This is a genomic window from Dyadobacter sp. CY327 (genome assembly GCF_021390415.1).
Taxonomy (GTDB): Bacteria; Bacteroidota; Bacteroidia; order Cytophagales; family Spirosomataceae; genus Dyadobacter; species Dyadobacter chenhuakuii.
Map to the genome: position 1 here is coordinate 1,553,433 of NZ_JAJUXJ010000001.1, position 24,655 is coordinate 1,578,087.

The 24,655-nt window shown below is 44.7% G+C and carries 23 protein-coding genes; 5 read left to right on the forward strand and 18 right to left on the reverse strand.

What is annotated here, in order from left to right:
* Nucleotides 1–55 precede the first annotated feature (55 nt).
* From ccsA (LZG74_RS06520) to LZG74_RS06540, 5 genes are all read right to left on the reverse strand, one after another.
* Nucleotides 56–2,650 carry a cytochrome c biogenesis protein CcsA gene (gene ccsA, locus LZG74_RS06520; RefSeq protein ID WP_233795771.1) on the reverse strand — a complete coding sequence of 865 codons (2,595 nt, stop codon included), beginning with the start codon at nucleotides 2,648–2,650 and terminating at the stop codon, nucleotides 56–58.
* The gene (locus LZG74_RS06525; protein ID WP_233795772.1) at nucleotides 2,647–3,081 is read right to left on the reverse strand and encodes a cytochrome c maturation protein CcmE; all 435 of its coding nucleotides are present in this window, start codon (nucleotides 3,079–3,081) and stop codon (nucleotides 2,647–2,649) included. Before LZG74_RS06525 ends, ccsA (LZG74_RS06520) begins: the two co-directional genes overlap by 4 nt.
* A 6-nt stretch (nucleotides 3,082–3,087) precedes the next feature.
* Nucleotides 3,088–3,312 carry a CcmD family protein gene (locus LZG74_RS06530; protein WP_026630927.1) on the reverse strand — a complete coding sequence of 75 codons (225 nt, stop codon included), beginning with the start codon at nucleotides 3,310–3,312 and terminating at the stop codon, nucleotides 3,088–3,090.
* A gap of 75 nt (nucleotides 3,313–3,387) precedes the next feature.
* A complete protein-coding gene (gene ccsA, locus LZG74_RS06535) occupies nucleotides 3,388–4,074 on the reverse strand; it encodes a cytochrome c biogenesis protein CcsA (protein ID WP_233795773.1) in 687 nt (228 codons plus the stop codon).
* Between the two features lie 37 nt (nucleotides 4,075–4,111).
* Nucleotides 4,112–4,789 carry a heme exporter protein CcmB gene (locus tag LZG74_RS06540; RefSeq protein WP_233795774.1) on the reverse strand — a complete coding sequence of 226 codons (678 nt, stop codon included), beginning with the start codon at nucleotides 4,787–4,789 and terminating at the stop codon, nucleotides 4,112–4,114.
* 171 nt (nucleotides 4,790–4,960) lie between these two features.
* On the opposite strand from LZG74_RS06540, the gene LZG74_RS06545 reads away from it, so the two are divergent.
* Nucleotides 4,961–5,188, forward strand: coding sequence for a FeoA family protein (locus tag LZG74_RS06545; protein WP_026630930.1), 228 nt, complete (start codon nucleotides 4,961–4,963; stop codon nucleotides 5,186–5,188).
* 29 nt (nucleotides 5,189–5,217) lie between these two features.
* On the forward strand, nucleotides 5,218–7,353 hold the full coding sequence (gene feoB / locus LZG74_RS06550; RefSeq protein WP_233795775.1) for a ferrous iron transport protein B: 2,136 nt from the start codon (nucleotides 5,218–5,220) through the stop codon (nucleotides 7,351–7,353).
* A gap of 57 nt (nucleotides 7,354–7,410) precedes the next feature.
* On the opposite strand, the gene LZG74_RS06555 is transcribed toward feoB, so the two are convergent.
* The gene (locus LZG74_RS06555) at nucleotides 7,411–8,907 is read right to left on the reverse strand and encodes an NAD(P)H-hydrate dehydratase (protein ID WP_233795776.1); all 1,497 of its coding nucleotides are present in this window, start codon (nucleotides 8,905–8,907) and stop codon (nucleotides 7,411–7,413) included.
* 131 nt (nucleotides 8,908–9,038) lie between these two features.
* Here LZG74_RS06555 and rplS point away from each other — a divergent pair, with 131 nt between their 5' ends.
* Entirely contained in the window at nucleotides 9,039–9,401 is a 363-nt protein-coding gene (rplS, locus tag LZG74_RS06560) for a 50S ribosomal protein L19 (RefSeq protein WP_233796335.1), read from the forward strand.
* A 168-nt stretch (nucleotides 9,402–9,569) separates the two neighbouring features.
* A complete protein-coding gene (dapF, locus tag LZG74_RS06565; RefSeq protein ID WP_233795777.1) occupies nucleotides 9,570–10,355 on the forward strand; it encodes a diaminopimelate epimerase in 786 nt (261 codons plus the stop codon).
* Between the two features lie 27 nt (nucleotides 10,356–10,382).
* Here the strand turns inward: dapF and LZG74_RS06570 are convergent, their stop codons facing one another.
* Both LZG74_RS06570 and LZG74_RS06575 read right to left on the reverse strand, forming a co-directional pair.
* The gene (locus tag LZG74_RS06570) at nucleotides 10,383–10,688 is read right to left on the reverse strand and encodes a rhodanese-like domain-containing protein (protein ID WP_233795778.1); all 306 of its coding nucleotides are present in this window, start codon (nucleotides 10,686–10,688) and stop codon (nucleotides 10,383–10,385) included.
* Between the two features lie 2 nt (nucleotides 10,689–10,690).
* Entirely contained in the window at nucleotides 10,691–11,833 is a 1,143-nt protein-coding gene (locus LZG74_RS06575) for a DEAD/DEAH box helicase (RefSeq protein ID WP_026630936.1), read from the reverse strand.
* Nucleotides 11,834–12,009: 176 nt separating this feature from the next.
* On the opposite strand from LZG74_RS06575, the gene LZG74_RS06580 reads away from it, so the two are divergent.
* Nucleotides 12,010–12,834 carry a hypothetical protein gene (locus LZG74_RS06580; protein ID WP_233795779.1) on the forward strand — a complete coding sequence of 275 codons (825 nt, stop codon included), beginning with the start codon at nucleotides 12,010–12,012 and terminating at the stop codon, nucleotides 12,832–12,834.
* A 6-nt stretch (nucleotides 12,835–12,840) separates the two neighbouring features.
* Here the strand turns inward: LZG74_RS06580 and LZG74_RS06585 are convergent, their stop codons facing one another.
* From LZG74_RS06585 to LZG74_RS06630, 10 genes are all read right to left on the reverse strand, one after another.
* Nucleotides 12,841–14,571 carry a M14 family metallopeptidase gene (locus LZG74_RS06585; RefSeq protein WP_233795780.1) on the reverse strand — a complete coding sequence of 577 codons (1,731 nt, stop codon included), beginning with the start codon at nucleotides 14,569–14,571 and terminating at the stop codon, nucleotides 12,841–12,843.
* 23 nt (nucleotides 14,572–14,594) lie between these two features.
* Nucleotides 14,595–15,752, reverse strand: a complete 1,158-nt coding sequence (locus LZG74_RS06590) for a lipase family protein (protein ID WP_233795781.1) — start codon at nucleotides 15,750–15,752, stop codon at nucleotides 14,595–14,597.
* An 81-nt stretch (nucleotides 15,753–15,833) separates the two neighbouring features.
* Nucleotides 15,834–16,862 carry a hypothetical protein gene (locus tag LZG74_RS06595; protein WP_233795782.1) on the reverse strand — a complete coding sequence of 343 codons (1,029 nt, stop codon included), beginning with the start codon at nucleotides 16,860–16,862 and terminating at the stop codon, nucleotides 15,834–15,836.
* A gap of 5 nt (nucleotides 16,863–16,867) precedes the next feature.
* A complete protein-coding gene (locus LZG74_RS06600; RefSeq protein ID WP_233795783.1) occupies nucleotides 16,868–19,552 on the reverse strand; it encodes a DUF3352 domain-containing protein in 2,685 nt (894 codons plus the stop codon).
* 11 nt (nucleotides 19,553–19,563) lie between these two features.
* A complete protein-coding gene (locus LZG74_RS06605) occupies nucleotides 19,564–20,307 on the reverse strand; it encodes a glycosyltransferase family 2 protein (protein ID WP_026630941.1) in 744 nt (247 codons plus the stop codon).
* Between the two features lie 76 nt (nucleotides 20,308–20,383).
* Nucleotides 20,384–21,502, reverse strand: a complete 1,119-nt coding sequence (locus tag LZG74_RS06610; RefSeq protein WP_233795784.1) for an acyltransferase — start codon at nucleotides 21,500–21,502, stop codon at nucleotides 20,384–20,386.
* 2 nt (nucleotides 21,503–21,504) lie between these two features.
* Nucleotides 21,505–23,199 (reverse strand): hypothetical protein, encoded by a 1,695-nt coding sequence (locus LZG74_RS06615; protein ID WP_233795785.1) that lies wholly within the window; start codon nucleotides 23,197–23,199, stop codon nucleotides 21,505–21,507.
* On the reverse strand, nucleotides 23,196–24,116 hold the full coding sequence (locus tag LZG74_RS06620) for a transketolase family protein (RefSeq protein WP_233795786.1): 921 nt from the start codon (nucleotides 24,114–24,116) through the stop codon (nucleotides 23,196–23,198). Before LZG74_RS06620 ends, LZG74_RS06615 begins: the two co-directional genes overlap by 4 nt.
* A gap of 21 nt (nucleotides 24,117–24,137) precedes the next feature.
* Nucleotides 24,138–24,329: a hypothetical protein gene (locus LZG74_RS06625; RefSeq protein ID WP_233795787.1), complete on the reverse strand. Its 192-nt coding sequence runs from the start codon at nucleotides 24,327–24,329 to the stop codon at nucleotides 24,138–24,140.
* 11 nt (nucleotides 24,330–24,340) lie between these two features.
* Nucleotides 24,341–24,634 carry a type II toxin-antitoxin system HigB family toxin gene (locus LZG74_RS06630; protein ID WP_233795788.1) on the reverse strand — a complete coding sequence of 98 codons (294 nt, stop codon included), beginning with the start codon at nucleotides 24,632–24,634 and terminating at the stop codon, nucleotides 24,341–24,343.
* Between the last annotated feature and the right edge of the window lie 21 nt (nucleotides 24,635–24,655).

The window sequence follows — 24,655 nt, forward strand, 5'->3', positions numbered from 1 at the left end:
AATAAAAAGGGTGCGTTCGCTTAGCAAACGCACCCTTTTAAATGATCCAGAATCGCTAGACAGCCTGCACCTTGATTTTCGGCTTCTTATCGGCAGACTGATTTTCCTTATCCCGCATTTTAATAAAGTCTTTGAAACGTCTGATCGTCGCCATAATGAAGCCAATCACGAGCACAAATGTTCCCAGCCAAAGAATGTTAATCAACGGTTTTTCAATGGCTTTCATCACGATAAAGTCGCGCTGGGTGGTATTAACAGCGAAGGAGAACTGTCCTGTTTGTGGATTGATCTCCTGAAACTGAATGCGCATGCCCAAATCGTTATTTACCTCAGGCTTGCGTGCCACCATGCGGTCGCGTATCACGAAGGAAGGTGTTACCACGTATTCTTTGTCTTTATCCAGCACGCGGATCACGGCTTTCACCGCAGCATCACCATCGCCGAGCTTAACGCCCTCAACCTGCTCTGTACGCACCACGTTATCCAGGATCGCGACGTAATCGTTCACAAAGAATGTGTCGCGCATGCTGATCGTAAAGTTCTCCGTCTGGCTCCAAACCGGCTCTGCAGTTGGATTGGTCACCATGTTTACGTGGGTATAGAGGTCTTTGTCAACCTTTCGCTGAATGTCGGGTGACGAAACAATTCCACCCATTCTCGGGTTGATCTGCACCCTCGGGAATAAGCTGAAAATACGTCCTGATGGCTCCCTGTATTCGATTTCGTAATAGAAGTTTTCAGGGAAAAGCTCGATTGTATCGCCTTTGACATTATACTTTTTCCCGTCCACAACAATGTCTCTCAAAGCAACTGCATGGAAATCACCCTCGATGATATCGACCCAGCTCTTAGGAATATAACCAGGAATCTTACGCGGCTCAACGCGCACGTCGCGCCAGGTAAGCATATAGTCGCCCATTTTCTCGGGCTTATTAAGCCACAGGGTAATGTTCTCCTTATTTTCCTTATTGTCGTTATTGGTAAATTCTTCGCTCCGGGAAATCATCAAACCCGAATTGTTGATCGAAACGACTTTGGTATAAGCCGAAGAAAACAGGATCCCGATCAGCATTAAGGCCACACCAATATGCGTGATCGCTCCGCCTGACAAATTGTAATTGCCACGGATAATGTTGATCAAAATCGTCCCGTTTGCAACGATCGCAAAGACTGCTGATGTCAGCAAAATAATGTATTGGATTTCCTTAACACCTTGAATCGTGATGATCGCAGCACTGATAATCAGCGAGATCAGCAACGGATTGTACAGAGCTTGCAATTTGTCCTTGCCTGTTCTTTTCCACCAGAAAAACTGTCCTACACCCGTTAGAATGACAATCAGGGAGAAGAACCAAAGCTGGAATTTGTTATAATGTCCGATCTGATCGGCAGGAAGCGCCATGTTTAAAACCGTTCCGAATGCTTCGGCGATTTTGTTATAAACTGGGATAGAGGTCGTTGCAAGAATCTGGAAACCAGACAAACAAAGTAATGTTGCACCAATAAAAATCCAGAATTCCTGAGAGTAGGTGGAAACTTCTTCTTCGTCACTTGGCAAGTCTTTCCAACGATAAATCAGCAAGCCGATTGCTACGATTGTGAATGTCAGCAAGTAAATCAAAAGCTGTCCTGAAAGACCCAGATCCGTAAATGAGTGAACAGAAGCATTTCCCAAAACCCCGCTTCGCGTCATGAAAGTGGAGTAAAGGATCAGGATAAAGGTGGCAATGGTAAGAATGAATGACGTTTTAAGCGCTGTCGCATTCTTGCGTCCAATGATCATTGTATGAACCGCCGCCACCAGGATTAACCAGGGCACGATAGATGAATTTTCAACAGGATCCCAGTTCCAGTAACCGCCGAAGTTAAGCGTTTCGTAGGCCCAGTAAGCGCCCATAAGGATGCCTATGCAAAGGATCATGGCAGAAAATAATGCCCAGGGCAAAGCCGGACGAATCCATTCCTGGATTTTTTTGGTCCAAAGGCCTGCGATTGCAAACGAGAAAGGAATCAATGTTGTAGCAAAACCAAGGAACAGGGTAGGAGGGTGGATTACCATCCAATAATTTTGCAAAAGCGGGTTCAAACCGTTTCCGTCTTTCGGAATAAAATTCGCATCCATCTCGTAAACAGGTAGATCCGGCATTACTTCTTTTAATAACAGGAATGGTGTTGAACCGATTTTAAGATCCAAGCCAGGAATGACAACACCTAAAATCATGGAAGTCAAAAACGCCTGCACCAATGCAAAAACGGTCATTACCGGTGCTTCCCAGGAGCGGTTTGTGAAGATTAAAACACAACCCAAAACAACATTCCAGAAGATCCACAACAAGAAACTTCCTTCCTGATCCTGCCAGAAACTGGAAATTGTGTAGCCTGTTGGCAGGGACAGCGAGGAGTTTTTCCAAGCGTAGTGATATTCAAAATAATGGTTTCCGATGATCCAGTAAAGGGAGAAAACCACGCCTATAACGGCAGCAACGTGCGCATAAAAAACGGCGCGTCCGAATTTTTTCCAGGTTTTGGCATCGTCAATGGTGATGCCAGCCGTGCTAGCCTTGAAATAGGCGAATGTGGCAACCAGGGCTGTTACAAATGCAATTATTACCAGCAGGTGACCTGCACTTCCGATTGTGCTGTGAATCATGATTGTTCTGCTGTATGTTCAGTCGTTTCCATTTTGCCGTTCTCGTATTTCGACGGGCACTTCATCAGGATTTTCTCCGCAGTGAAAGCGCCGTCTTTCATTTTACCTACTACCACAACCTGCTCCGATTTATCGAAATCCTGCGGTTTTGAGTTCTTGTAAACGACCCTTTGTTCCACCTGGTTGTTGTCGATCAATGTAAAGGCAAAATAGTTGGGATCAACCTGAGGCTGGTATTCCATGCCGATAATATGGCCTGATGCATCTTTTTTGAGTGTGCCCACAACGTGAATGCTTTCTGCATCACCGTCCTGCGCCATCTCTTTGGCCTTTGTAAAATCGACATATGTGCTCGCGTCACCGGCTGTTGAGACAATAATGCCAATAGCCACAGCAATGATGATCAAACCGAATATTTGTATCTTTTTCATGAAAGTTTACTTGATATTTAATTCTTTTTCGATTTTGCTTACTTTGGAATCTATCCGAAGCATATTGATCGCGATCCCTGCGAAAATCACAGCAATCACAGCTACAACAACCCAGATCTTACCGTCTTCCCGGAGTTTGTCGGCCATAGGCACGCCATTATCAACAGCTTGTGCAAACAAGTTTCCTGAGATCAAAAATAAGGTGAGTAGTAAGAGGGAGACTTTTTTCATTATATGGGTAACGGTCTAAATTCTTAACGAAAATTTGATTTAAAATGTTTGTGATCGTTCAAACTTAGTGCGTGTTCAGGCGATTTTGTCAGAAGTTATCAATGCTTCGTCCCTGACGCGGTTGATTACTTTAATCCGGATCCGAAGTTCGGCCAGCCATAATCCCAGCAGAATGTAACCGATGATAGCAGGATAGAATACTTTACGGATATCGCTGTTGAAATCGTAGGAGCCGAATGTGCTGTTTCCGCCGCTGCCTGGGTGCAAAGAATCTGTCAGCCGGGGCAGGATGTAAATGATTGGAATAAAAACAGCGAATGCAAAAATGTTGTAAACTGAGGAAATACGCGCTTTTCGCTGCTCGTCTTCAAAAGAGCTTCTCAGCAGCAGATAAGCCAGATATATCAGGATGCCAACTGCTGCACCATTCAGTTTCGGATCATTCGGCCAGGGATCGCCCCAGGTATAATTAGCCCAAACCGAGCCTGTCAGGCAGCCCAAAATTCCGAAGAATATGGCGGACTTGGCCAGTTCGCTTGCAATGTCGTCATCACCTATTCGTCCTTTGTTCAAATAACGGATTGAAAAAATCATGGACACGAACAGCAGGGTGGTCATTGCCAGCCAGAGTGCTACGTGAAAATAAGTATTACGAATGCTCTCATTGATGATGGCAAGGTGCGGAACAGGGCCCATCAGACCCATAACAATGACATAGAATATGATTACTATGCAGAGGATTTTCCACCAGATCTTTCTCATTTTACTCTTTACTTTAATGCTTACTCGCCAGTCTGAATCAACTTCTCCACAGATAAGGAAAAAGCAGATAACTGAGCGTAATTACTATGAGATCAATTGATAACAGTGTGCTGATTTCGTCCGTGCTAACCGACCAGTCCAAGCCATCCATGGCATTCTTGGCCAGCTTGATCGTCATCAGGAGCATGGGTAATATGATCGGGAAGCTCAGAACAGCCATTAATGTTGCGCTGTTATCCGCTTTGGAGGCAATCCCTGCCACAAGGGTAAGCACAGATGCAAAACCGATGGCGGCCAAAAAAAGGCACAGGATAAAAAGCCCCATATCACCGATTGCATTGCCCATTACAAACGAATAAAATACAAACCCCATTCCTGATAACAGTAACATTATCAGCGAATTGTAAATTATTTTTGAAATAATGATCGCCTGCGGACTGCAAAGGCTGTAATAATAAAGCAACCGGCCATAGCGCTCCTGAGAGAAACTTTTGGCGATCGCATTTACCGCAGTGAACAGAATGATGATCCAGAATAGTGTGTTCCAGACAATAGGAGTGAGTTGATTTCTTCTGAGATTAAAGCTCAGATAGCAAACGAAAACGGTGCTGATCACGTAAAGTAACATGCCGCTCAGCGCATACTTTTGACGCCATTCGAGTGTAACTTCTTTCCAGATAAGGGTTTTAATCTCGTTCAAAATTCCGCTGCTCATTTACTCTTTGCGCTGCAAAAGTACTACATAAAGCCTGAGGGAAATAATAAAACGGTCATGATTTTCCATGATTTGTATGGGTGGGGGCACAATTGCAAAAGTTATGTTTGAATTACGGTGTGATAGTGCTTTATTTGCACTTTAAATAAAATGAATCTAAATAAGGAGTGTATGTCAGCTCGTACGGTCAGTCATCTTCGAAAGGGCGAAAAGGGGGTCATAAAATCTTTTACGGATCGGGCAATGTCATTAAAATTACTGGAAATGGGCTGCCTGCCCGGGTGCGAAGTGCGTCTGGATGCAGTTGCGCCTTTTGGTGATCCGATCTGTATTAATGTTGGCGGTTCCTATTGCCTTTCGCTCAGGTTGAACGAGGCGGCCGTGATTGTGCTTGAATAAGCGATACGTTCCGATTATAAGCCTCTCCATTGAAACAAGGGAATATAAAAGTTGCGCTGGTTGGTAACCCCAATGCCGGCAAGTCTACATTATTTAATGCATTGACCGGTTTACGCCAAAAGACCGGGAATTTTCCGGGCGTTACCGTTGAAAAAAAATCCGGAACATTCAAGCTTCCCGGCCAGTCGGGCCAGCCCGATGCTGCTGCCATCGTCGTAGATCTTCCGGGCACATATAGTATTTATCCCAAATCAAGGGACGAGGTTGTCGTAATGGACATTCTCGCTAACCCTGCCCACCCTGACTTCCCGGATGTCGTTATCGTAGTTGTCGATGCGTCGAATCTTCAACGGAACCTGCTTCTTTTTACTGAAATCAGCGATCTTGGCCTGCCGTGCGTCCTGGCACTGAATATGCTTGATGTGGCTACGAGTATGAACCTGACGGTTAATGCCGTGCAGCTTGCTATGAAACTGAATGTGCCGGTCGTGCGCATCAATGCGCGCACAGGTGAAGGTTTGAATGCCTTGAAAGATGCGGTGCGGCAAATGGCGGATCGGGTTGAAAAACCGGAACTTGCCTATTTCTATGAGCCCAAAGACAACGAGATCGATTTGATTGCCGATGTCAGGCGTATGTATGACCTTGATAATGATTACGTTGCGTTGCAGTATGTTTGCCAGCATGATAATTTCTCATTTTTGGAAACGCGGGCAAGGGTTGCGCTGGATAAACTGATTGAAAAGCACGAATTTGATGAAAACGGCTTTCTGGCCGCAGAAACCGTTGCACGCTATGAGAAAATAAAGCCGATAATTTCTAAATCAGTTAAGTCAGCAGGTGTAACCGAACAACCTTACTGGACGCGAAAGCTGGACAGCATTCTGATGCACCCGTTTTGGGGATATGTTACATTTGCTGCCGTCCTGATCCTGGTTTTTCAAGCCATTTTTTCATGGGCAACTTATCCCAGCGATTTGCTGGATGCGGGAATTGCGGCAACTATTGAATGGACAAAAGCAGTTTTGCCCCAAGGATTTTTAAATGATCTACTTACCGACGGCATCATGGCTGGACTGGGAGGAATTCTGGTATTCATTCCGCCGATTGCCATTCTCTTCGCGCTCGTTTCAATTCTCGAAGAATCGGGTTATATGGCACGGGTGATGGTGATTATGGATAAACTCATGCGCAAATTCGGTCTGAATGGCCGGAGCGTAGTTCCTCTGATCTCAGGCGTGGCCTGCGCGGTGCCTGCGATCATGACAACCCGGAGCATTAGCAGCCGTTATGAACGTTTACTGACGATTTTGGTAACACCATTGATGAGCTGTTCGGCCCGTTTGCCCATTTACACTATCCTTATTGCCTTGGTTGTGCCGCCTACAAAAGTGCTTGGCTTCCTCAATATACAAGGTTTGGTTTTGTTCGGACTGTATTTCCTGGGTCTTGCAGGTGCGCTGGCGACTGCCTGGATTTTATCATTGTTCATTCCCAGAAAAGAACCCGGCTATTTCATGCTGGAAATGCCTTCTTATAAGCTGCCGCGCTGGGGCCATGTGGCATTTACCATGTATGACAGCGTGAAATCATTTGTGCTGGAAGCAGGAAAAGTGATTATGGCTATTTCGATCATTCTTTGGGTGTTATCCACATATGGCCCGGGTGATAAAATGGAGCGGGCGGAGGAAAAAGTTGTTGCCAGCATGCCGCAAGCTTCTGAGGAACAAGTTAATGCAGCCATTTCGTCCGCGCGCCTGGAAAATTCCTACGCGGGCCATTTCGGTCATTTCATCGAGCCGGCAATAAGGCCTTTGGGTTATGACTGGAAGATCGGCATTGCATTACTCGCCTCATTTGCCGCAAGGGAAGTTTTTGTGGGAACAATGGCAACCATTTACAGCATCAGCGGTGATTTTGAGGACGTCCCGACAGTTAAGGAAAGATTAATAAAGGAAAAGAACCCAGAAACCGGCGGAGCCATGTTCACGCCAGCCGTTTGTTATTCGCTCCTGATATTCTACGTTTTCGCCATGATGTGTATGAGCACCATCGCCGTAGTCCAGCGCGAAACCCACGGCTGGAAATGGCCGTTGATCCAGTTAGCCTATTTAATGGTGCTTGCTTATGTATCGGCGTTTGTGGTTTATCAGGTTTTGAGTTGAAGGATCAGGGAAAGTATTGCATAGCTTAATCAATTGTATCAAATCTAATCTTTGCGCTTACCAACCCAAATGCTCCACCAAATCCGAAGCGATCAGCGCGCTTTGTCCTCGTTGGTCGGCGGCGCGGTCACCTGCCAGGCCGTGTTGGTATACTGCCAGGATTGCCGCTGTCTCAGGTTCGTATTTTTGGGCTAAAAGACTGGTTACTATCCCTGTAAGCACGTCGCCGGTGCCGCCTGTGGCCATGCCGGGGTTGCCGGTGGAGTTGAAATGCACCTCGCCGTCTGGATGAATAACGGCTGTATTCGCGCCTTTCAGACAGATAATTGCTTTGTGTTTTTTGGCAAAATCAATGCCGATTTTTAAGCGTTCAAATTCGTCTTTGCTTTCTCCTGCCAGGCGCTGGAATTCTTTGGGATGTGGGGTTAGGACTGTGTTTTCGGGTAATTTATCCAGTAAATGTCTGTTTTCGGATAGAATGTTAAGTGCATCCGCATCAATGATCAATCTGGCTTTTATATCCTCCGCATTGATGCCATCTAATAATTTTTCTACGACTTGAACAGTCGCAGCGTCTTTGCCAACGCCCGGGCCGATGCCGATGGCTGAGTAAGATGTGAGATCTGTTACTTCGCTTAAATGTTTAACATTCTGATCCGTACTGGCCATTGCCTCGGGAATGGAAATCTGGATAATGTCATATCCGCAGGACGGAATGTGCATGGTCAGCAAACCGACGCCGGACCTGAGACAAGCCTTGCCCGAAAGGGCGGCAGCACCCATTTTGCCATAACTCCCTGCCATAAGCAATGCGTGCCCAAAAGTGCCTTTATGTGAAAACTTGTCCCTTGGCTTAATTAGTTTTTCTGCTGTGCGCTTGTCTGTATAATGGTAAGGCGTTTCTGCATTTTTAATAAATTCTTCATGTAAACCAATGTCCACCAAATGCCATGAACCCACAAATTTCGAGTTTTGAGGCATCATAAAACTAAGCTTTGGCAGCTGAAATGAGACGGTGAAGTCAGGTTCTATAATCGGATCATCCTTTTGATTGCTTTTGTCAGTATACAATCCGCTTGCAATGTCGACTGAAACCAGCTTGTTGGGAAGTGCATTTAAAGAATCAATTACATGCGCCAACAGCCCTTCGGCGGGTCTTGATAAACCGGATCCTAATAAGGCATCAATGCAAATCACGTTGGGTGCCAATGTTGGGAATGAACCCTGGGCAGTGATAGTAACGGGTTGCAAATGATCCTTTAAACGGGCTAGGTTGCTCTGAAAATCCTGAGAAGCTTTGTCTGTGTATTCAACGATGTAAACTTGAACATCATAATTATTGGAGCTCAAAATCCGGGCAATCGCCAGTCCGTCCCCGCCATTATTTCCTTTGCCACAAAAAATAGCAACAGGGCGTGTATTTACAAATTGGTCGCAAAACCATCTCACGAATGCTTTTGAAGCCCGTTCCATTAAATCAAGCGACGAAACCGGCTCATTTTCAATAGTATAGGCATCCAGTGCGCGAATCTGTTCAACATTTAGGATTTTCATGTAAATGCTTTTACAAACAAAGAAAAAATATTAGCTTTGCACTCGTTTTCGCAAGAGCTGTTTTGAATGAAGGGGCGTCACCTCATCCGCTGGAAGCAAGCTATCATTTTAAATCCAAAAAAGCATTCGTCATGAGCGAACTTATTAAACTCGTAGAAGCTACGATTGAAAATCGTAAATCCGAGTATCCTGAATTTACTTCAGGCGACACGATCAACGTACACGTTAAGATCCGTGAAGGTAACAAAGAGCGTGTTCAGCAATTCCAGGGCACGGTTATGCAACGTCGTAACCTTAGCGGAAGCGGTGAAACTTTCACAGTACGTAAAATCTCAAACGGCATTGCCGTAGAACGTGTTTTCCCAATTCTTTCACCAAGTATCGCTAAAATCGAATTGATTCGTCGCGGTAAGGTGCGTCGTGCACGTCTGTTCTTCTTACGTGGCCGTCAGGGTAAAGCCGCTCGTATTAAAGAGCTTAAAGTATCGAAGTAATATAAATTTCCTTCGGACAAAAAATTTAAACCCTGCAAGCGATCATTTCTTGCAGGGTTTTGTTTTTCCATTGTCCGCCGGTTGAAACCGGCGGCCATTGTTTTATTTGTCCGTCAATTTAAATGGACCCCATGCCCGTCGGTTTAAACCGACGGAAACATTAATAATATGAACATTGCTTTTTTTAAATATCAGGGAACGGGAAACGATTTTGTGATGATTGACGATCGAAGCAAAACATTTCCGGTTTCGAAAGAGTTGATCGCTTCTATCTGTCACCGCCGGTTCGGCATTGGTTCCGATGGGCTGATCCTGTTGCAGAATGAGCCGGGCTACGATTTCAGAATGGTGTACTTCAATGCGGATGGGGGCGAGGGCAGCATGTGCGGCAATGGCGGACGCTGTGTTGTGCGCTTCGCGCACGATTTAGGGCTTTTTACGGATTCGACGACATTTATAGCAGTTGATGGTTTGCATGAGGCCACGGTTACGGGTGATGTCATCAGCTTAAAAATGTCCCCGGTCAGCAATGTCGAGCGTTATGAAGAATTTGATTTCATGAACACCGGCTCACCGCATTATGTCACTTATGTGGATAATGTGTCAGAAACGGATGTTGTGAATATCGGCAGTGAAATTCGCTATGGTTCGGTTTATGGGCCGAAAGGCGGGACGAATGTAAATTTTATCGAAGTGATCGAGGACAATCATTTAAGCGTCAGGACCTACGAACGGGGCGTTGAGGATGAAACTTACTCCTGCGGAACGGGTGTAACTGCATGTGCATTATCGGCGCATTTACGCAAGGGCTTTAACGGGCCAATTACCATTGAAACAATTGGCGGCACATTGAAAGTTGATTTTGAAGAAACGCCGTCCGGATTTGACAACATTCATTTGATAGGGCCCGCGGTTAGGGTTTTTGAGGGTGTTTTGGACTTGCCAAGCCTGTAAGACTTAGCAAATTTCAGCTTCGGACATCTATTCCGACTCAATAATCCCACCGTGGACATGGAAAATCTGCTTATCGAGCCACTCCGGCACGCGGCAGTAGTCCATGGCAGCCACTTTGCTTCTTACACCATTTGTACAAATTACGATAATGCGCCTATATGGAACGAGATCCGCTCTTCTTTCGCGGATCTCGGCCAAAGGAATATTAACTCCGCCTTCATTAAATTCTTCAAATTCCCAGGTTTCCCTTACATCAACTAATACAGCATCAGGTTGTTTTCCTAATTGCCTGGCCTCATGGAGGTTAATGTCGGTGTAAGTATTCCTTGTCATTGTTACCGGCCCGTTGCGTACGGATGGTCGTTTACAACCGGGATATTTTTGGCAATCAGTTTGTGAATGTCTTTCAGATAGACTTTTTCATCCAGATCACAGAATGAAAATGCAATTCCCTTGGCGCCAGCACGACCGGTTCTACCGATTCTATGCACGTAAGTTTCAGGAATGTTAGGGATCTCGTAGTTGATAACGTGTGTCAAGTCATCCACGTCAATTCCCCTTGCAGCAATGTCTGTTGCTACTAAAACCCTGGTGGTCTGGCTTTTAAAGTTTTTCAAAGCGTTCTGACGGGCATTCTGGGATTTGTTTCCATGGATTGCCTCAGAGCTCACGCCTGCTTTTCTCAAAACCTTCACAACTTTATCTGCTCCATGCTTTGTCCGGGTGAAAACCAATGCAGTTGCAATGGATTCGTCCCTCAAAATGTGTAGTAAAAGCGAATTTTTATCAGATTTATCTACAAAAAAAACAGACTGACGAATGGTGTCCGCAGTGGAGGAAACCGGAGTTACTTCTACTTTCAGCGGATTTCTTAAAATCGTATTAGCTAATGTTACAATTGCTGGTGGCATTGTAGCTGAGAAAAACAGCGATTGCCTTTTAGCCGGAAGCAGCTTGATCACTTTTTTAACATCATGAACAAAACCCATGTCCAGCATCCTGTCAGCCTCATCCAGAACAAAGAATTCAAGTTGGTTCAGCTTGATAAAGCCTTGATTAATAAGGTCTAATAAACGTCCTGGTGTTGCTATAAGCACGTCTACGCCCCTTTGAAGCGCATCCGTTTGTGGTTTTTGACCAACTCCACCAAAGATCACTGTATGCTTAACACCCGTATGCCGACCATAAGCGGCGAAACTTTCACCGATCTGGATCGCAAGTTCACGTGTTGGCGTCAAAATTAATGCACGGATTCTGCTTTTCTCGAATTTTCCAACTGGATTATTATGAAGCAATTGAAGCATTGGAATAGCAAATGCTGCTGTTTTTCCTGTGCCTGTCTGCGCGCAGCCTAGTAAATCTTTCTGATCCAGGATAATGGGGATCGCTTTCGCTTGGATGGGGGTGGGAGTGGTGTATCCTTCTTCTTGAAGAGCCTTAGCAATAGGCTCAATGAGCTTTAAATCTTGAAATGTCATTTGATTTTTTTAAATGGCTGTCCTTTATATTAATATAAAAACAGCCTGAATAATATAAAGGCCCTTGTAAGCCAAGGGTATAACAGTAGTATATTTTTAAACGTTCAGTCCATATACTCCGCAAAAGTATCCAGGATTGTTTAAATTTGATTGACATTCATCAACTCATTTGTTTTATGATCAGATCCTTCGCGCTAACTGTATTATTATCAGCGATATTCGTAGTTACAAACGGCCAGGATGTTCTCGTTAAGAAAAACGGCTCGACCATTGAGGGGAAGGTTACAGAAGTTGGGATCGACCGCGTTTCTTACAAAATCAGCTCGGAAGACGGAAGTGCCAGTTTCGTGATTAAAAAAAATGAGTTGAACCGCATTGAGTTTGGAAACGGACAAACTGTTTTCATCGACGAAAGAAATCTGCCGGGCAAGCGGCGTGCACATCCGGCGAGCAACTCGTATCTTTTTGGAAGGCATCTGATCAACTTTTCACCATTCAAAGCATTGGATAGCGGACCAGGATTGGGGCTCAGCTATGAAATCCTGGCAGATGAAAAAGGTTATTTTGGCGTCATACTGCCTATTTCCATCATTTTTCCGGACCGTTTCAACTATACGTTTGATGGAAATGGCAATCAGACAGAGTCGTTTTACTTTTCTCCTGGCTTGAAAATATATCCCTTCGGACAAAGAAAGGTTACCTATGCCGTCGGACCGAGCGTTTTTACCGGCTTTGGAAAACAGTCCCGCAATAACGGTTATTACGATCCTAACACAGGAACCTATACGGGCAACAATACCGAAACAAAAATTTTTCGATTTGGCATTATCGTCAACAATTATGTGAATTTCCAAATCACAGAACGCTTCCAGATTGGTCTGAACGCAGGGTTAGGGTCGCGGTATATCGACCGGGAGACTTATAATGACACCCGGCAGATAAGTAATGGCGGCATTAATATCACGGGCGAATTCAATTTTAATCTGGGGCTGCGTTTCTGAAAAGCATCATTTCATCAGCCTGAATACCGGATAGCGCATATATTCTTTTTCGCGGTATGGCGAATTGTCGTAAATAAAGTCCAGCTGCGCCGCGGCACTTTTTGCAAACTCAGGATCATTTTTACGCCTATCCGCCAGCTTGATCCTCAGGCTGACGTCCTTGGCGAGCAGCTCGGCGGCAAGATCTTCAAACACATAGGCGGAATAATGTTCCTTGGACTGCAAGATCGTGTCAAAGAAATTCCACTTGAAAAAAGAATCTACACCTTTCGGTTCCAGCGTTTCCACAATGTAACGGTTAGTCCATTGGTTTACAGGGATATACCAATCGCCTTTCTTGAATTTGACCTGTTGTTTAACAGTTCTCGTCGTCACGCTCGTATGCCAGTAGTGGCCCTCAAATGGCTGCTTGGGCGTTTCCAGGTCTTGGATATAATATGTCTCCACTTCCATTTCAGCGTCGTTTTCGAGTTGCTTTACCTCAACGCCATTCAGCTTCATGAGGTCGATAATGTTGTGCCATCCTTGCGGAATAATGTATGCAACGGGCTTGGTAACTTCGTCTAATGGCGAGTAAGTGTCGTAAAAAGGAATTTTTTTGGTAAATGGTTTAGAGCGGTTGTACGATAACCTTTGCGCTCCGCTCACCTTGCTGGTAATGTATTCTGGTTCAAAACCCTTAAAGTCAATTTGCGTGTTTTTGACTTTATTGACTTCCCACGAAACAGCAAATTTCTCCTGCGTTTTTACAGCATCTTTGGTGTCTTTCCGAAGTTTCAGGAGCTCCCTGCGGTTCCTTGCCAGGAACTTAATATTGCCCAACAAATAAGCGTAAGTTGCGGCAACGCGCTTGTCATAAGGCTTCAACATATGCGTTTCTGTCATCACGCCGATCGTGTGAAACAATGCAGCATAACCTGTTGAATAGCGCGGCCAGTCGGGGAATTGCACAAAACCCTTGTCCGGCGTCTGGCCCCAGGAATTGACATAAGGCGTTGCCTCAAATCCTGATTCTTTTAAATGCTTGTACATATAAGGCAGGAAAACCTTATCATTGAAATAGCCCAATTTGCCTCCCAGCTTATCGTTTTGTGCATAATCCAATGTCATTACATACTGATAATCAGCGCCATTGCTCACGTGTGTATCTGCAAAAAGATCGGGGTCCAATTCATGGAAAATAGCCGCAAAGCTTCGTGCATTTCTGGTGTCGTTCTTGATAAAATCCCTGTTCAGGTCGTAATTCCGGGCATTGCCGCGAAAACCATATTCTTCCGGCCCTGCCTGGTTCGTGCGCGTTGTGCTGTTCCTGTTTAATGCACCGCCAATGTTGTAAAATGGAATTACGGCTATGATCACATTGTCTAGCTCAGGGAATTTTCCCGGATTAACGGCTATGTCGCGCAGCAGCATCATGGACGCATCCACACCATCCGACTCGCCCGGGTGAATGGCGTTATTAATCAGCAGAATGGCTTTTTGCTGCGATTTTAGTTTTTTAATGTCGAATGTTTTGCTTTTTGAATATAACACCAGGTGAAGCGGATACCCGCTGTCGGTGAGTCCTTTTTCAGTGATCTGAATCTGCGGAAAGTCCTTGGCCAGAAGTTTGTAAAAAGCAATCCCTTCTTCATAAGTTGGCGTTTGTTTGCCGCCGCTGCTTTCGAATCGGGTTGTGTACTGGGCCTGTGCTGATAATGTAAAGGAGAAGAGTATTGAGTAAAAAAATAAACGCATATTTGAATTGAAACTTGTTAAGATTAATGTTTGTATTTCTGCATTAAATACAAATACGGGTCTGGCAAATGATGCATAAAAACCTGCGTATCTGAATCTGGGAATAGCTTGTAATATGCTGCATCCGGGATTAATGCAATTGTAGGCCCTATGCGGACGTAATTGGCACTTTTGAAATAAACTGGCGGCTGAAACTCCGGCAATGCCTTTTTAATGGACTTCGACGCATAATTTCCCAGGTATTTCTGATAGTTTTTCTGCGCCTTAACACTCGGGTTTTTCATCTGTTTGTAAGCGTGCTTCAAGGCAAACCGGGTTAGCAGTTTTTGTTTTTTGATAACCGGGTCAATGTTCTTAAAAGGATTGGTTTCATTAAAGTCATCCAGGGTCTGTACGGAAAAGGGCAGCTCAGGCACCCAATCTGCCGCATTTACCACATTGTAACCCCAGCCACCGTCAATCAGGCTCTCGTATTCGTAGGCATAATAAGTGTTTCCGACTTTCGGGCTTGCGCTTGCATAACTCTTGAAACGGATATCGGCAGGCAGCTTTTTGTCTTTTTGTAATTGAAAAAGATGAGAAGTAAGCAGAAAAGTGATGGCGCCTCCCTGGCTGTGGCCCATAATCAGAAATTCTTTAATGCCCGACTTATAGCAGGAATCGATTTTTGGAACAATATCTTTCGCTAAAAAAGCCATCCCGACAAGCCAGCCGATATGAACGGCCGCGTCCGGATTGTCGGCCAAATGATATTGAAATGTGTAGTCATTCGTCAGCTTAACCTCGCCTTTTGCCGGCACCATGGCCGCATAAAAGTTTTCTAACCAACCGACAGGATTCACTGTCGTCCCGCGGACATTGAGCACTGCGATAGGGTGCTTTTTGCTGATCCACAATCCCCATTTGTTATCCAGGCCCACCACGGAAGAGTTGTATACATTCGTAAAATGGGTCGGTTTTGTGATTGCAGATTTTGGTTTTGAAGGGTCAACCTTTGTGGAATCGTATAACAGAACGTGCATCCTGAGCAATTCCAAATATTCCTCTTTATCAAAGCCCGGTTTGAGCTGGTTATTTTGCGCTTTTACGGAAACTGAACCGAGCAGAATCAGAATGGCAAGAAAGCAGCAATAGTGTCTTTCAATTTTGCAACGTGAGCTGCGCGGGTGATTCTCTGACATACGATCCAAATCTTTAAAAGCGTGAACGTAACATTTGTTCACTTAAATGTAGAAAATCCCGGCAGATAAGCAGGCAGGCATTTAAATATTTTCCTGATCAACGAGTGTGTTAATCAATGCATTGGCTTTGTTGAGCCACAAATTCTGTGCTTCACAAGTCCAGTGGGAATCGCCTTTCAGGTAAGAAGCAGCTCCCATTTTGCGGAAATCGGTAAGCACGTCAATGTAGGGAACCGGCAGCTTTGGATGGGTGTAAACCCGCTCAATCAGTTGATTATAAACGCCGTAGTCGGGCTGTAAAACAGAAACTTTGTTGGGAATGATAGCTAGTGCAACGAAGTCAAAACCCATTGTTAGCGCAGCATTTTTTGTCAATTCAAGATTCATTACCAGCGAATCCAGTTCTGAATTCCGGACTTCGGAGAATGAAGAAGTAACGTTGGGCGTGTCTGTGTCCATGTGTGAAACCACGGCACGGTCATTGTCGACCAGGGTAACATTGGTGTTGACACGATGAAAAAGATGATAGGTAAAATCGGCTTTCCATTCCTTAACCTTCAAAAAAGCTTCATTTTGGAACAAAAGAGCCTCAAAGCGGTCCTGCGCTTGTTTCCCGTTGAATGCTGCATCCAGTTTGTGCATAAATTTGGATGACGAGATCTGTTGTGTAAATGTGGCTGAATCCGGCACAACGGAGGTTACGGGTGTTGCCAGATGCTGTCTGAAATGGCGTTCTACGGATTCAAGCAAAAGAATGTTGGTCGCCGACGTGTCGAGTTTCACATGCAGCACATCGGCCCACTTCACATATGCATAATGATCCACTGCGAAATCACTTTTTCCTACGCGCTGCGCTTCTGTAAAACTATCGCCTATGATATACAAATGCACTTTTTTTGCAGTGCTTTTCCTGGCTGGGGGCGTGTATGCCGGGCATTCTTGTCGTGGATCTTTGAATGCGGACAGGTTGGCCATGCGGTAAAGGTCACCGTACTGATAACCGTCGGTGATTAATCTGTATTTTCCAACCAATGCTAACAGGGTGGGGTTGAGCCCGGTGGCCCAGACAATGCATCCTAAAAATAAAACCGCGTATTTTAAAAACTTCATAACTGCTAACGAAGCTTAATAGACCAAACCTGGATTTTTTTCTCCGAACGGCTAAATATAAGCAATTTGTAATATCCGGGCTGATAAGTGAGTTGCACAGGCATTTCGGACGGGATAGCCTTGTCGCCCAGCCGCTTGCCGGTCATGTCGAAAACCGTTGTGTAACTTCCTGACTTAATGGTAATAAAGCGATTGTCAACGCCAAAAAAGTGATATTGAATGATCGAATTTGGAAGAATGTCCTTTATTTCAAAAAGATCGTTTCCATCCTTCGTGATGATCGCCGTTTTAGAATTCAATGATCGGATCAGGATCCAATCCAGCGAATTCCGGTCAAATAATGTCTTGAATTTCGAGCCGGGTTCAGGTCTCAGCAATTGCTTACGGGAAGTAATTTTGCCATCCAGACTAATGCGTATCAACTCGCCGGAGACACTTACACCCACAAGTTCAGGCTGGCCGGTTGCGGGATTCTGCGTCCACGTAAATGCACTTTCCGTCCGGGTCAGGATGTCCACCGGGAAACCTTGCTTGACCGTGCCGTTTTCCTTTAAGAGGAAAATCTTACCGTTTTTCTGTGTTACAATAAACCCCCGATTCCCGATCTGGTTCAATGCAACAACGGGACTTTGAATGTTCTCGAACTGAACCGAGTGGTTCAGTCGCCTGATCGGCTTTGTGACGCTTTCCCAAAGGAAAAGCTCTTCCGCCGTATTTTTTATAATAAACCGGTTACTGCCGTCATCACCACCGTCGATCGCGTATAATGCAGCAATATCCTGGCCGGAAGGCAGCGAGCCCGTAAATGTTGTGACGGTGGTAGAATCATCTTCGTCCAATGCGTAAACCGTGCTCTTAGTTGCAAAAATACGCTGTTGCCGTCCAATGTTAAGAAAATCGACCTTATAGGCAGATGTAATGATCGGCCCGTTAAGCTTGGCAATTGTTTCAGTTTTCCCTTCCCGTAAATTATTGGTCCTTAGTAAGTTATTTTGCTTGTCGGTCAGCAATATCTCCGAACTTCCATCGATCGGGTTCTGCAAAGCCGCCAATTGGGAATCAAAGATTTCCGGCCATTCAATGTCAATGTTCAGGAAAGTGCGGTTCAGGACTTTATTAGCGGTCTGGCGTTTTTTGGGAATAAGTGTGATTTCCGGAAACGCATCGCCGTCCTCATATTTGCATTGAAATACGAGTGATTCCATCTTGGTAACCAAATCATTATATTTCTTAATCCCGCCATTGCCTGCACGCGTCTGCGCCTTACGCAAATTGACGATCAACGAAAGCTGGGCTTCTGATTTCGCAGAAGTAAGGATGCTGTCATATTCAGGGGATTGTTTCCAGGTAATCTGATTTTCGTAGTCGACAATGTAATTCTGCAAAACCTGGGAATTGTTGCTGATCACCAGATAAGGCGCAATGTACGTAATGTAACTGCGCGGGAAACCGGTAAACATCGGGCCGTAGAGGCCAGACGGCAGCTCCGGAATGGGCACAGAGTAAATGTCGTAACCCTGATATTGGTCAATGGAAACATTGGTTTCTTCATTTGCAAGGCGCGCCAGCTTTTGCAGTACAGGCCGCAATTTTTCATAATTTGAAAACTCAGCCAACAAAATCTTGCCGTCACTAATGCTGTTATTTTCTTCCAATTGACATAAAATCAACTCGGCACCCAGGTTATCGATGAGCTGATTGCTTTCCTTTCCAATGTAGTAAGCAAGCTTATTCCAGGATTCTGACTTGTATTTTTTATGCCATTTTTTAAACTCCTTCTGAAATGCAGCCCGGTCTACAACTCCCGATCTGTAAAGAAATGAGGTTTGTTGAGATATGTGCTTGTGACCGCTGAACGGGGCACCGGGAATGTCCTTGATAATGTTGGTAAGGTAATAATCCGGTGCATCAGTTCCGGTCGACTTCAATGACAGACCGCCTTTTGACTTCGCTTCTTCAATGTGAAAATCCTGGAATGTTGGAAAATTCCGGCCGAACTCGTAAAAGTTGCTATTGATATTATCACCGGCAATAACTGATTTCCAGGCATCATTTCGCAGATAAATGCTTGTTCCATAGTCCGAATCGTTCAGATCGGAGAAGCGCGATTTCAGCCTGAATGATTCAATGTTAATAGAAGAAGCCCGGACTGCATCCTCGATCAGATCGCCGTAATAGCTTACAATTAAATAATGATCTTCAATAAGATAGGAAAAAAGCGGACGTGAATTGGCATCGATAATGTCCGTAATGCGATGATCTTGAAAGTTATGGTGCAGCGCGCGGATATTGGGATTCTGCGGCGTGCTCAGCCATTTCGATTCTTCCTCATTAGCAATGGGAATGTACATGATCACACCCCATTCTGTGCTTGTGCGCGGATGGTAGGAGTAGGATACTGCTTTGTTTTTGAGGAAGTTACTTAACTTTTTCTGGTCTTTTGTAAAAAGGTTAAGGAGCGATAAATTATCGCTCGCTACATCCAGCAGAGGAAGTCGCTTTACATCCAGATTTGCGTCCGTAGCGACGTAGAGAGAGTCCTGAAGATGTTCGCTGGTAATGACCACGAGCGCGCTGGACGGGATGAATTTCCACGCAGCAGCCGAGCCTCTCGAATATTTGAACAGAAAATATCCTGCTGCTGCAATGACAGCAGCGAGCAGGATAGCTAAAATGTATTTTTTCGACACAAGCCTAATGGTTAAGCACGGATCGCTCTCACTTTATCATTGAGTTCCAGGCGAAACCGCAACAGTTCTTTAAAGCTGCGTATACAAACCTTCCACAGGTTCCATTTGACGATCGAAACCGTTCCGGTTTCGCGGTCTTTATGTGTAATGGGGATATCGAACAATTCCTGACCCGATTTTTTGGCCATCACAGACAAGAAAATGTTAGGTGCGAAGGGCTCAGGATCAGGCAATTGGTTCATCAGTTTTTGCAGGAACGTTCCTTTGATCAAACGGAAAGGAATGTTACTGTCCATAATGAATGTGCCATAAACCGTCGAGATCGTTCCGCGAAGGAATTTTGTGATGAACAAACGGACGCCGGCATCGTGCCTTACTTGTCTGTAACCTAGTATAAACTGTGATTGGCTGCGCTTGTTCCAAAGTTTATCGAAATCATCGGAAACAAACTGATCATCGCTGTCTGTCTGGAAAACATATTCCGAATTCAGTTCAAGCGCTTTGCGATAGCCATTTACGACTGCATTGCCATGACCACCGTTTTTCTGATTGATAACTGTCAGATTGGTAACCTCCTGCTGTAATTTGTCCAAAAGCACTTTCGTATTGTCTTTCGAACCATCATTGATTACAATCAGTGTTGTATTGTCGTTGGGAAATTTATTTTTTAAGAAATTAGTCCAATTATATACTACCTTTTCGATACAATCCTGTTCATTGTATGCGGGCATTACTATACTAAGAAGGTACGACATGCAGAAACTTATTTGGTATGGTTGCGCGAAATTAATAAATAAAGCCTGTAACCGGGCTATGGGTAATGATAAATTACTAAGCGTACCTGTCTTTCAAGGCATTAATGGGCTTCTCAAAAAAGTGCCAGGAGACAGCAGCGACAGCAATCGTTAAGAGGATCACGACCAGCGCTTCAAAGGCAACCGAGCCTTTCAGTTCCGGAGCATATTGGTAGATTTTCCGGAAAATGCGAACGGTAGGATGCATAGGGCCACTATGGAAGTGGTTATAGACGAAATTGTGATAGAGATACAAGCCGTAACTGATTTTTCCTAAGTAAATGCTCACTGGATTTTCCAGAAAAGCGGCCATGATTCCCGTATAACCCATAACGCCCCGCCCGATCAGGAAAAAGCCGAAGATGGACGACACCGTTCTGTCCAGGACAACAAATGATACATTGAAACGGTTATCAAATGTTTTAGACCAGAACTGAAGCAGGACCCATATAGCGAATGCAAGCACAACGGGCCATGATTTACTGAAAAGCCTTTCAAAAAAATCGTTCCTGTAAAGCTGCAACCACGCAAGTAAGCCACCCAATGCAAATGAGTCCAGACATGCTGGCGTACTTACATACGTAACAATCCAGTCGTCCAGGGCAAAATTCGGATGTGTGTAGAAATAGTAAAAACGAAATGCAAGGCTTAGCAAGCCCATAATGCCCAAAACCGGAACCAGCTTGCCTTTCGGAATAAAAAATATAAGGAAAGGAAAGAATAAATAAACCTGCTCTTCAACGGCCAGCGACCACAAATGGTCCATAGAACCCATCCAGGTTTTATTCCAGGCCATGTAAATATTTGTCCCATACAATGCCAGCCAGCCCAGTTTTTCTCTTACGGGAGGCACATTAAAGATATAGAGCAGGAAAATGGTCAGATAATAGACCGGAAAGATCCTTATTGTTCTGCGGATCAGGAATTTGCTAAGGTATTTTTTGAACCCGCCTTCCAGTTCATAGTTTTTCTCTTTGCTTTTCAGGAGAATCCGGGAAATCAAAAAGCCGCTTAGTACAAAGAAGATCGTTACTCCCGTAGCGCCGACGGGCACCGTGTTGATTTCTACAAACAGATGTTCGATCAGCACCAGCGCGATGGCAATGAAGCGGATTCCATCAAGTTGAATAATGTGTCCCTGTGATGTGCTGCGCATAATTACCAGTTTACCTTCACTGTCTTTTTCTTAGTTTCCTTTACCCGCACTTTCTGGTTTTGAAACAGAATGCCCGTTTGATCTCCCTGCTGCCTGATTAATGCAACATCATAAAGCCCTTTGTCCATTTCAGAAAAAGGAATGTTCGCCCTGAATCCCGGTGCAAAGTAATATTGTTTCAAAAAAAGCTCTTTCCGGCTTGTATTACGCGTTCTCAGTGCTGGAAACAAGTAATATCGCTCTTTGGAACTGAGCAAAATGTAAATGCCGCTGTCCTGTAATCTCTGGCTGGTAAAAGTATTATTTTCAATGGTCAGATTTTCTTCACCAGCTTTGAAAGTATTGCGATCGTATAATTCGGTCAGGCCGCGTGAATTTCCGGCATAAGTCTGGCGGTCGGCCACTGAAATGAGCGGGAGAAGCTTATTATAGAAGACAGGCGTTTTCTCGACTATATTGGCCGCGAACGAAGTGTCAGTCGGGGATTTCAGTTCTTTGTCTGTAAAAGTCCAGTTAAACTGCGAAGTCGTTAACTCCTTGCGCAAGTTATAAGCGTCAACCAAATGATAATGGTAGCTGAAAATGTTGAATATCACGCCCAGGAAAACAATTGATGTGACATAGGGTGAAAGAAAGCTTCCGCGAATCGGAATAACCACATACAAATACGCGACAATCAGCAAGAGCACCGAGTAAATCTTATAACGGCTGGTTACGAGTGTGTCAAATCCAAATCCGGCACGGCTGTAAACTACAATTAATGCAGTGGCCAGAATGAAAAGGATAGTTCCGAGACAGAAAAGGTCGGTTATGCGCTCAAATTTCTGGCTGTATTTATTCCGGACGATGCGGAACAGCGTGGTGGAAACAATAGAAATAGCAACCAGGAACAAAACGATCCCCATAAAAAAGCAAACCTTAATGTGGTCGGCAACCGGAAATGATTCCGCAAATGATCCCAGAAATGCCATGTAGCCCTTAATGAACTGGAAAATGGTCGCTTTGGACTCAGGATTGGATTCCGGTTTGGTATACCAATTGAAATAGCAGAAGATCTCAACGGCGCTGACAACAAGCCACAATGCGAAGCGCTTTCTATTGCCTGTCAGGAATAATAGCAGTGCGCCCAGCGGAAGAACCAGCAAACCGTTCCCGCTCGTCAGGATCGTGACGCCAGCAAGAATAAGGGAAATTACGAAGGGCAGTGTTTTAAAATTGATACACAAATACAACGTCCAGACTGCCAGAGTAACGACACCAAAATTCTGGATCGCAGCCATTCCCCAATACATATTTTCCCAAAATGCAAGTGTAAGCCAGAGAAAAGGGACGGGTAATAGGGCAGATAAAGGCTTTTTGTTCTTTTTTAGCAGTTCGTACCAAAGCGGGATAACAGCCAAAAGCAACAAATTCCCGGTTGTCATCAGATGCCGGTAATTCAATGATCCAAATAACGAATAGTCCCACCAGGAAATGAGCCTTGTTAAGGAAATCCGGTGCTCATTATGCTGTTTAAAAAGCAGCCAGATCTTCTCTTTCCAGGACGACGCCTGGGAATAATACAGGATAAATTCTTTTAAAGCGTGGTCGTCGAATTTTGGAATATTAATAGCATAATAATTCCAGACCATAAAATAAATCAGGACCGGTAGCAGCAGGATCAGGCTCAGAAAGATAGTTAAAGCCTTTTTCGTCATGCCGGAATCATTAACTGACCAATATGGGAAACGATGGAATCAGGATCCAGGCCGGATAATTTCTGGTGATATGTCTGACTTCCGTAACGGGCGTTCGGATAACCTTCCGCTCTGAGGCTTTTGAAAGCGCGTGGGAAAATGCCTTTCTCCAAAAGCTGGACAGAAAGCTGTTGCGCCAATCCGCCAATGCTGATGTGTTCTTCCGCCACAAGAATTGCAGGCGCTTTCCGAATGAGCGTTTCCACTTCGTCGGTAATTTGCAAAGGGAAATGCATTGCCGTAATCACATTCACCTTCGCTGTAAGATCTTCCGAAAGTGAAAGGGCGGTCATGACATTATTAGCAATTGGTCCTAATGCAAAAACCGTAATTTCAGCCGTTTCCGGCGCATGGATTACTTTGAACGAACCTGAAATGTAACTGTTGTCGGGGGTTGTTTTTCCCGCACCCAAACGCAGGTAAGCGGGGCGCGCGTCAGTGACAATCTGTTGAATCATAGGTTCCACTTCATCAGCAAAAGCAGGAACCCACACATTTGCGTTCTGCTGGCCGCTCAGGCAAGCCAGATCTTCAATTGTATGATGGCTGCTTCCCATGATTCCATATCCATAACCACCGCCGTTCCCGACAAGGAATACGGGCAAGTTATTGAAACACACATCATTCCGAAACTGCTCTAAGCAACGGTAAACGATAAAAGGGGCAATGCTGTAACAGAAAACTTTATAGCCTTTATGCGCAAATCCTGCTGCCACGCCGACCATATTCTGCTCAGCAACACCAGCATTTATAAATCTTTTACCCATTTTGGCCTGCAAATTTTCCAATGCATTATAGCCAAGATCGCCAGTAATGAAGACAACGGAGTCATCCTCCACTGCCAACTGCTCCATAGCGTTTGAAAATTCTTTTCTCATTCGGTTTGTATGATGATGCTGTTAAGCACTTTTGATTCTAACGGCAGGCTTCATTTTCGGGAGCGGATACATGTTTTTCTCGTATTCCTGTATTGCTTTCGCAACCTCCAAAAACTCCTGCTGTTTGTTAACGTCCTCTTCAAAATTCCCAGCAATCAGGTTATCAATAACCCTGAAAGCGTCATTATATTCTTGTTCCGTCGAAAGTTTCATAGCAATGTTCTTTAAATCTTTGAAACATTGATCTTATCATACTCGCTATGCGATCCGAACCAGCGGATATAGACCGTCCGAACGCTGAAAAATATCATGGCGACCATTCGATACTGGTTTCCTTTAATGTTAAAGACAAACCTGTTATCGCCAACATAGTCGACGCTGTTAAAAACGGATTTAACTTCCAGGAAGTTTGCCCAATCCGCCAATTCTGTCTTGTCTGCCCATTCGGCAATGGCAACTTTGGCCTCAGGGTATTTAATGCAATAGTTGTGTAATGTCTTTTGTTTGATAATAACCATCAAGCATCAACCTTAATTTGA

Bases quoted from the DNA above. Each gene is read 5' to 3' on its own strand.
- ccsA (WP_233795771.1), bottom strand. From the start codon at position 2,650: ATGATTCACAGCACAATCGGAAGTGCAGGTCACCTGCTGGTAATAATT.
- LZG74_RS06525 (WP_233795772.1), bottom strand. From the start codon at position 3,081: ATGAAAAAGATACAAATATTCGGTTTGATCATCATTGCTGTGGCTATT.
- LZG74_RS06530 (WP_026630927.1), bottom strand. From the start codon at position 3,312: ATGAAAAAAGTCTCCCTCTTACTACTCACCTTATTTTTGATCTCAGGA.
- ccsA (WP_233795773.1), bottom strand. From the start codon at position 4,074: ATGAGAAAGATCTGGTGGAAAATCCTCTGCATAGTAATCATATTCTAT.
- LZG74_RS06540 (WP_233795774.1), bottom strand. From the start codon at position 4,789: ATGAGCAGCGGAATTTTGAACGAGATTAAAACCCTTATCTGGAAAGAA.
- LZG74_RS06545 (WP_026630930.1), top strand. From the start codon at position 4,961: ATGTCAGCTCGTACGGTCAGTCATCTTCGAAAGGGCGAAAAGGGGGTC.
- LZG74_RS06555 (WP_233795776.1), bottom strand. From the start codon at position 8,907: ATGAAAATCCTAAATGTTGAACAGATTCGCGCACTGGATGCCTATACT.
- rplS (WP_233796335.1), top strand. From the start codon at position 9,039: ATGAGCGAACTTATTAAACTCGTAGAAGCTACGATTGAAAATCGTAAA.
- dapF (WP_233795777.1), top strand. From the start codon at position 9,570: ATGAACATTGCTTTTTTTAAATATCAGGGAACGGGAAACGATTTTGTG.
- LZG74_RS06570 (WP_233795778.1), bottom strand. From the start codon at position 10,688: ATGACAAGGAATACTTACACCGACATTAACCTCCATGAGGCCAGGCAA.
- LZG74_RS06575 (WP_026630936.1), bottom strand. From the start codon at position 11,833: ATGACATTTCAAGATTTAAAGCTCATTGAGCCTATTGCTAAGGCTCTT.
- LZG74_RS06580 (WP_233795779.1), top strand. From the start codon at position 12,010: ATGATCAGATCCTTCGCGCTAACTGTATTATTATCAGCGATATTCGTA.
- LZG74_RS06585 (WP_233795780.1), bottom strand. From the start codon at position 14,571: ATGCGTTTATTTTTTTACTCAATACTCTTCTCCTTTACATTATCAGCA.
- LZG74_RS06590 (WP_233795781.1), bottom strand. From the start codon at position 15,752: ATGTCAGAGAATCACCCGCGCAGCTCACGTTGCAAAATTGAAAGACAC.
- LZG74_RS06595 (WP_233795782.1), bottom strand. From the start codon at position 16,862: ATGAAGTTTTTAAAATACGCGGTTTTATTTTTAGGATGCATTGTCTGG.
- LZG74_RS06605 (WP_026630941.1), bottom strand. From the start codon at position 20,307: ATGTCGTACCTTCTTAGTATAGTAATGCCCGCATACAATGAACAGGAT.
- LZG74_RS06610 (WP_233795784.1), bottom strand. From the start codon at position 21,502: ATGCGCAGCACATCACAGGGACACATTATTCAACTTGATGGAATCCGC.
- LZG74_RS06615 (WP_233795785.1), bottom strand. From the start codon at position 23,199: ATGACGAAAAAGGCTTTAACTATCTTTCTGAGCCTGATCCTGCTGCTA.
- LZG74_RS06620 (WP_233795786.1), bottom strand. From the start codon at position 24,116: ATGAGAAAAGAATTTTCAAACGCTATGGAGCAGTTGGCAGTGGAGGAT.
- LZG74_RS06625 (WP_233795787.1), bottom strand. From the start codon at position 24,329: ATGAAACTTTCGACGGAACAAGAATATAATGACGCTTTCAGGGTTATT.
- LZG74_RS06630 (WP_233795788.1), bottom strand. From the start codon at position 24,634: ATGGTTATTATCAAACAAAAGACATTACACAACTATTGCATTAAATAC.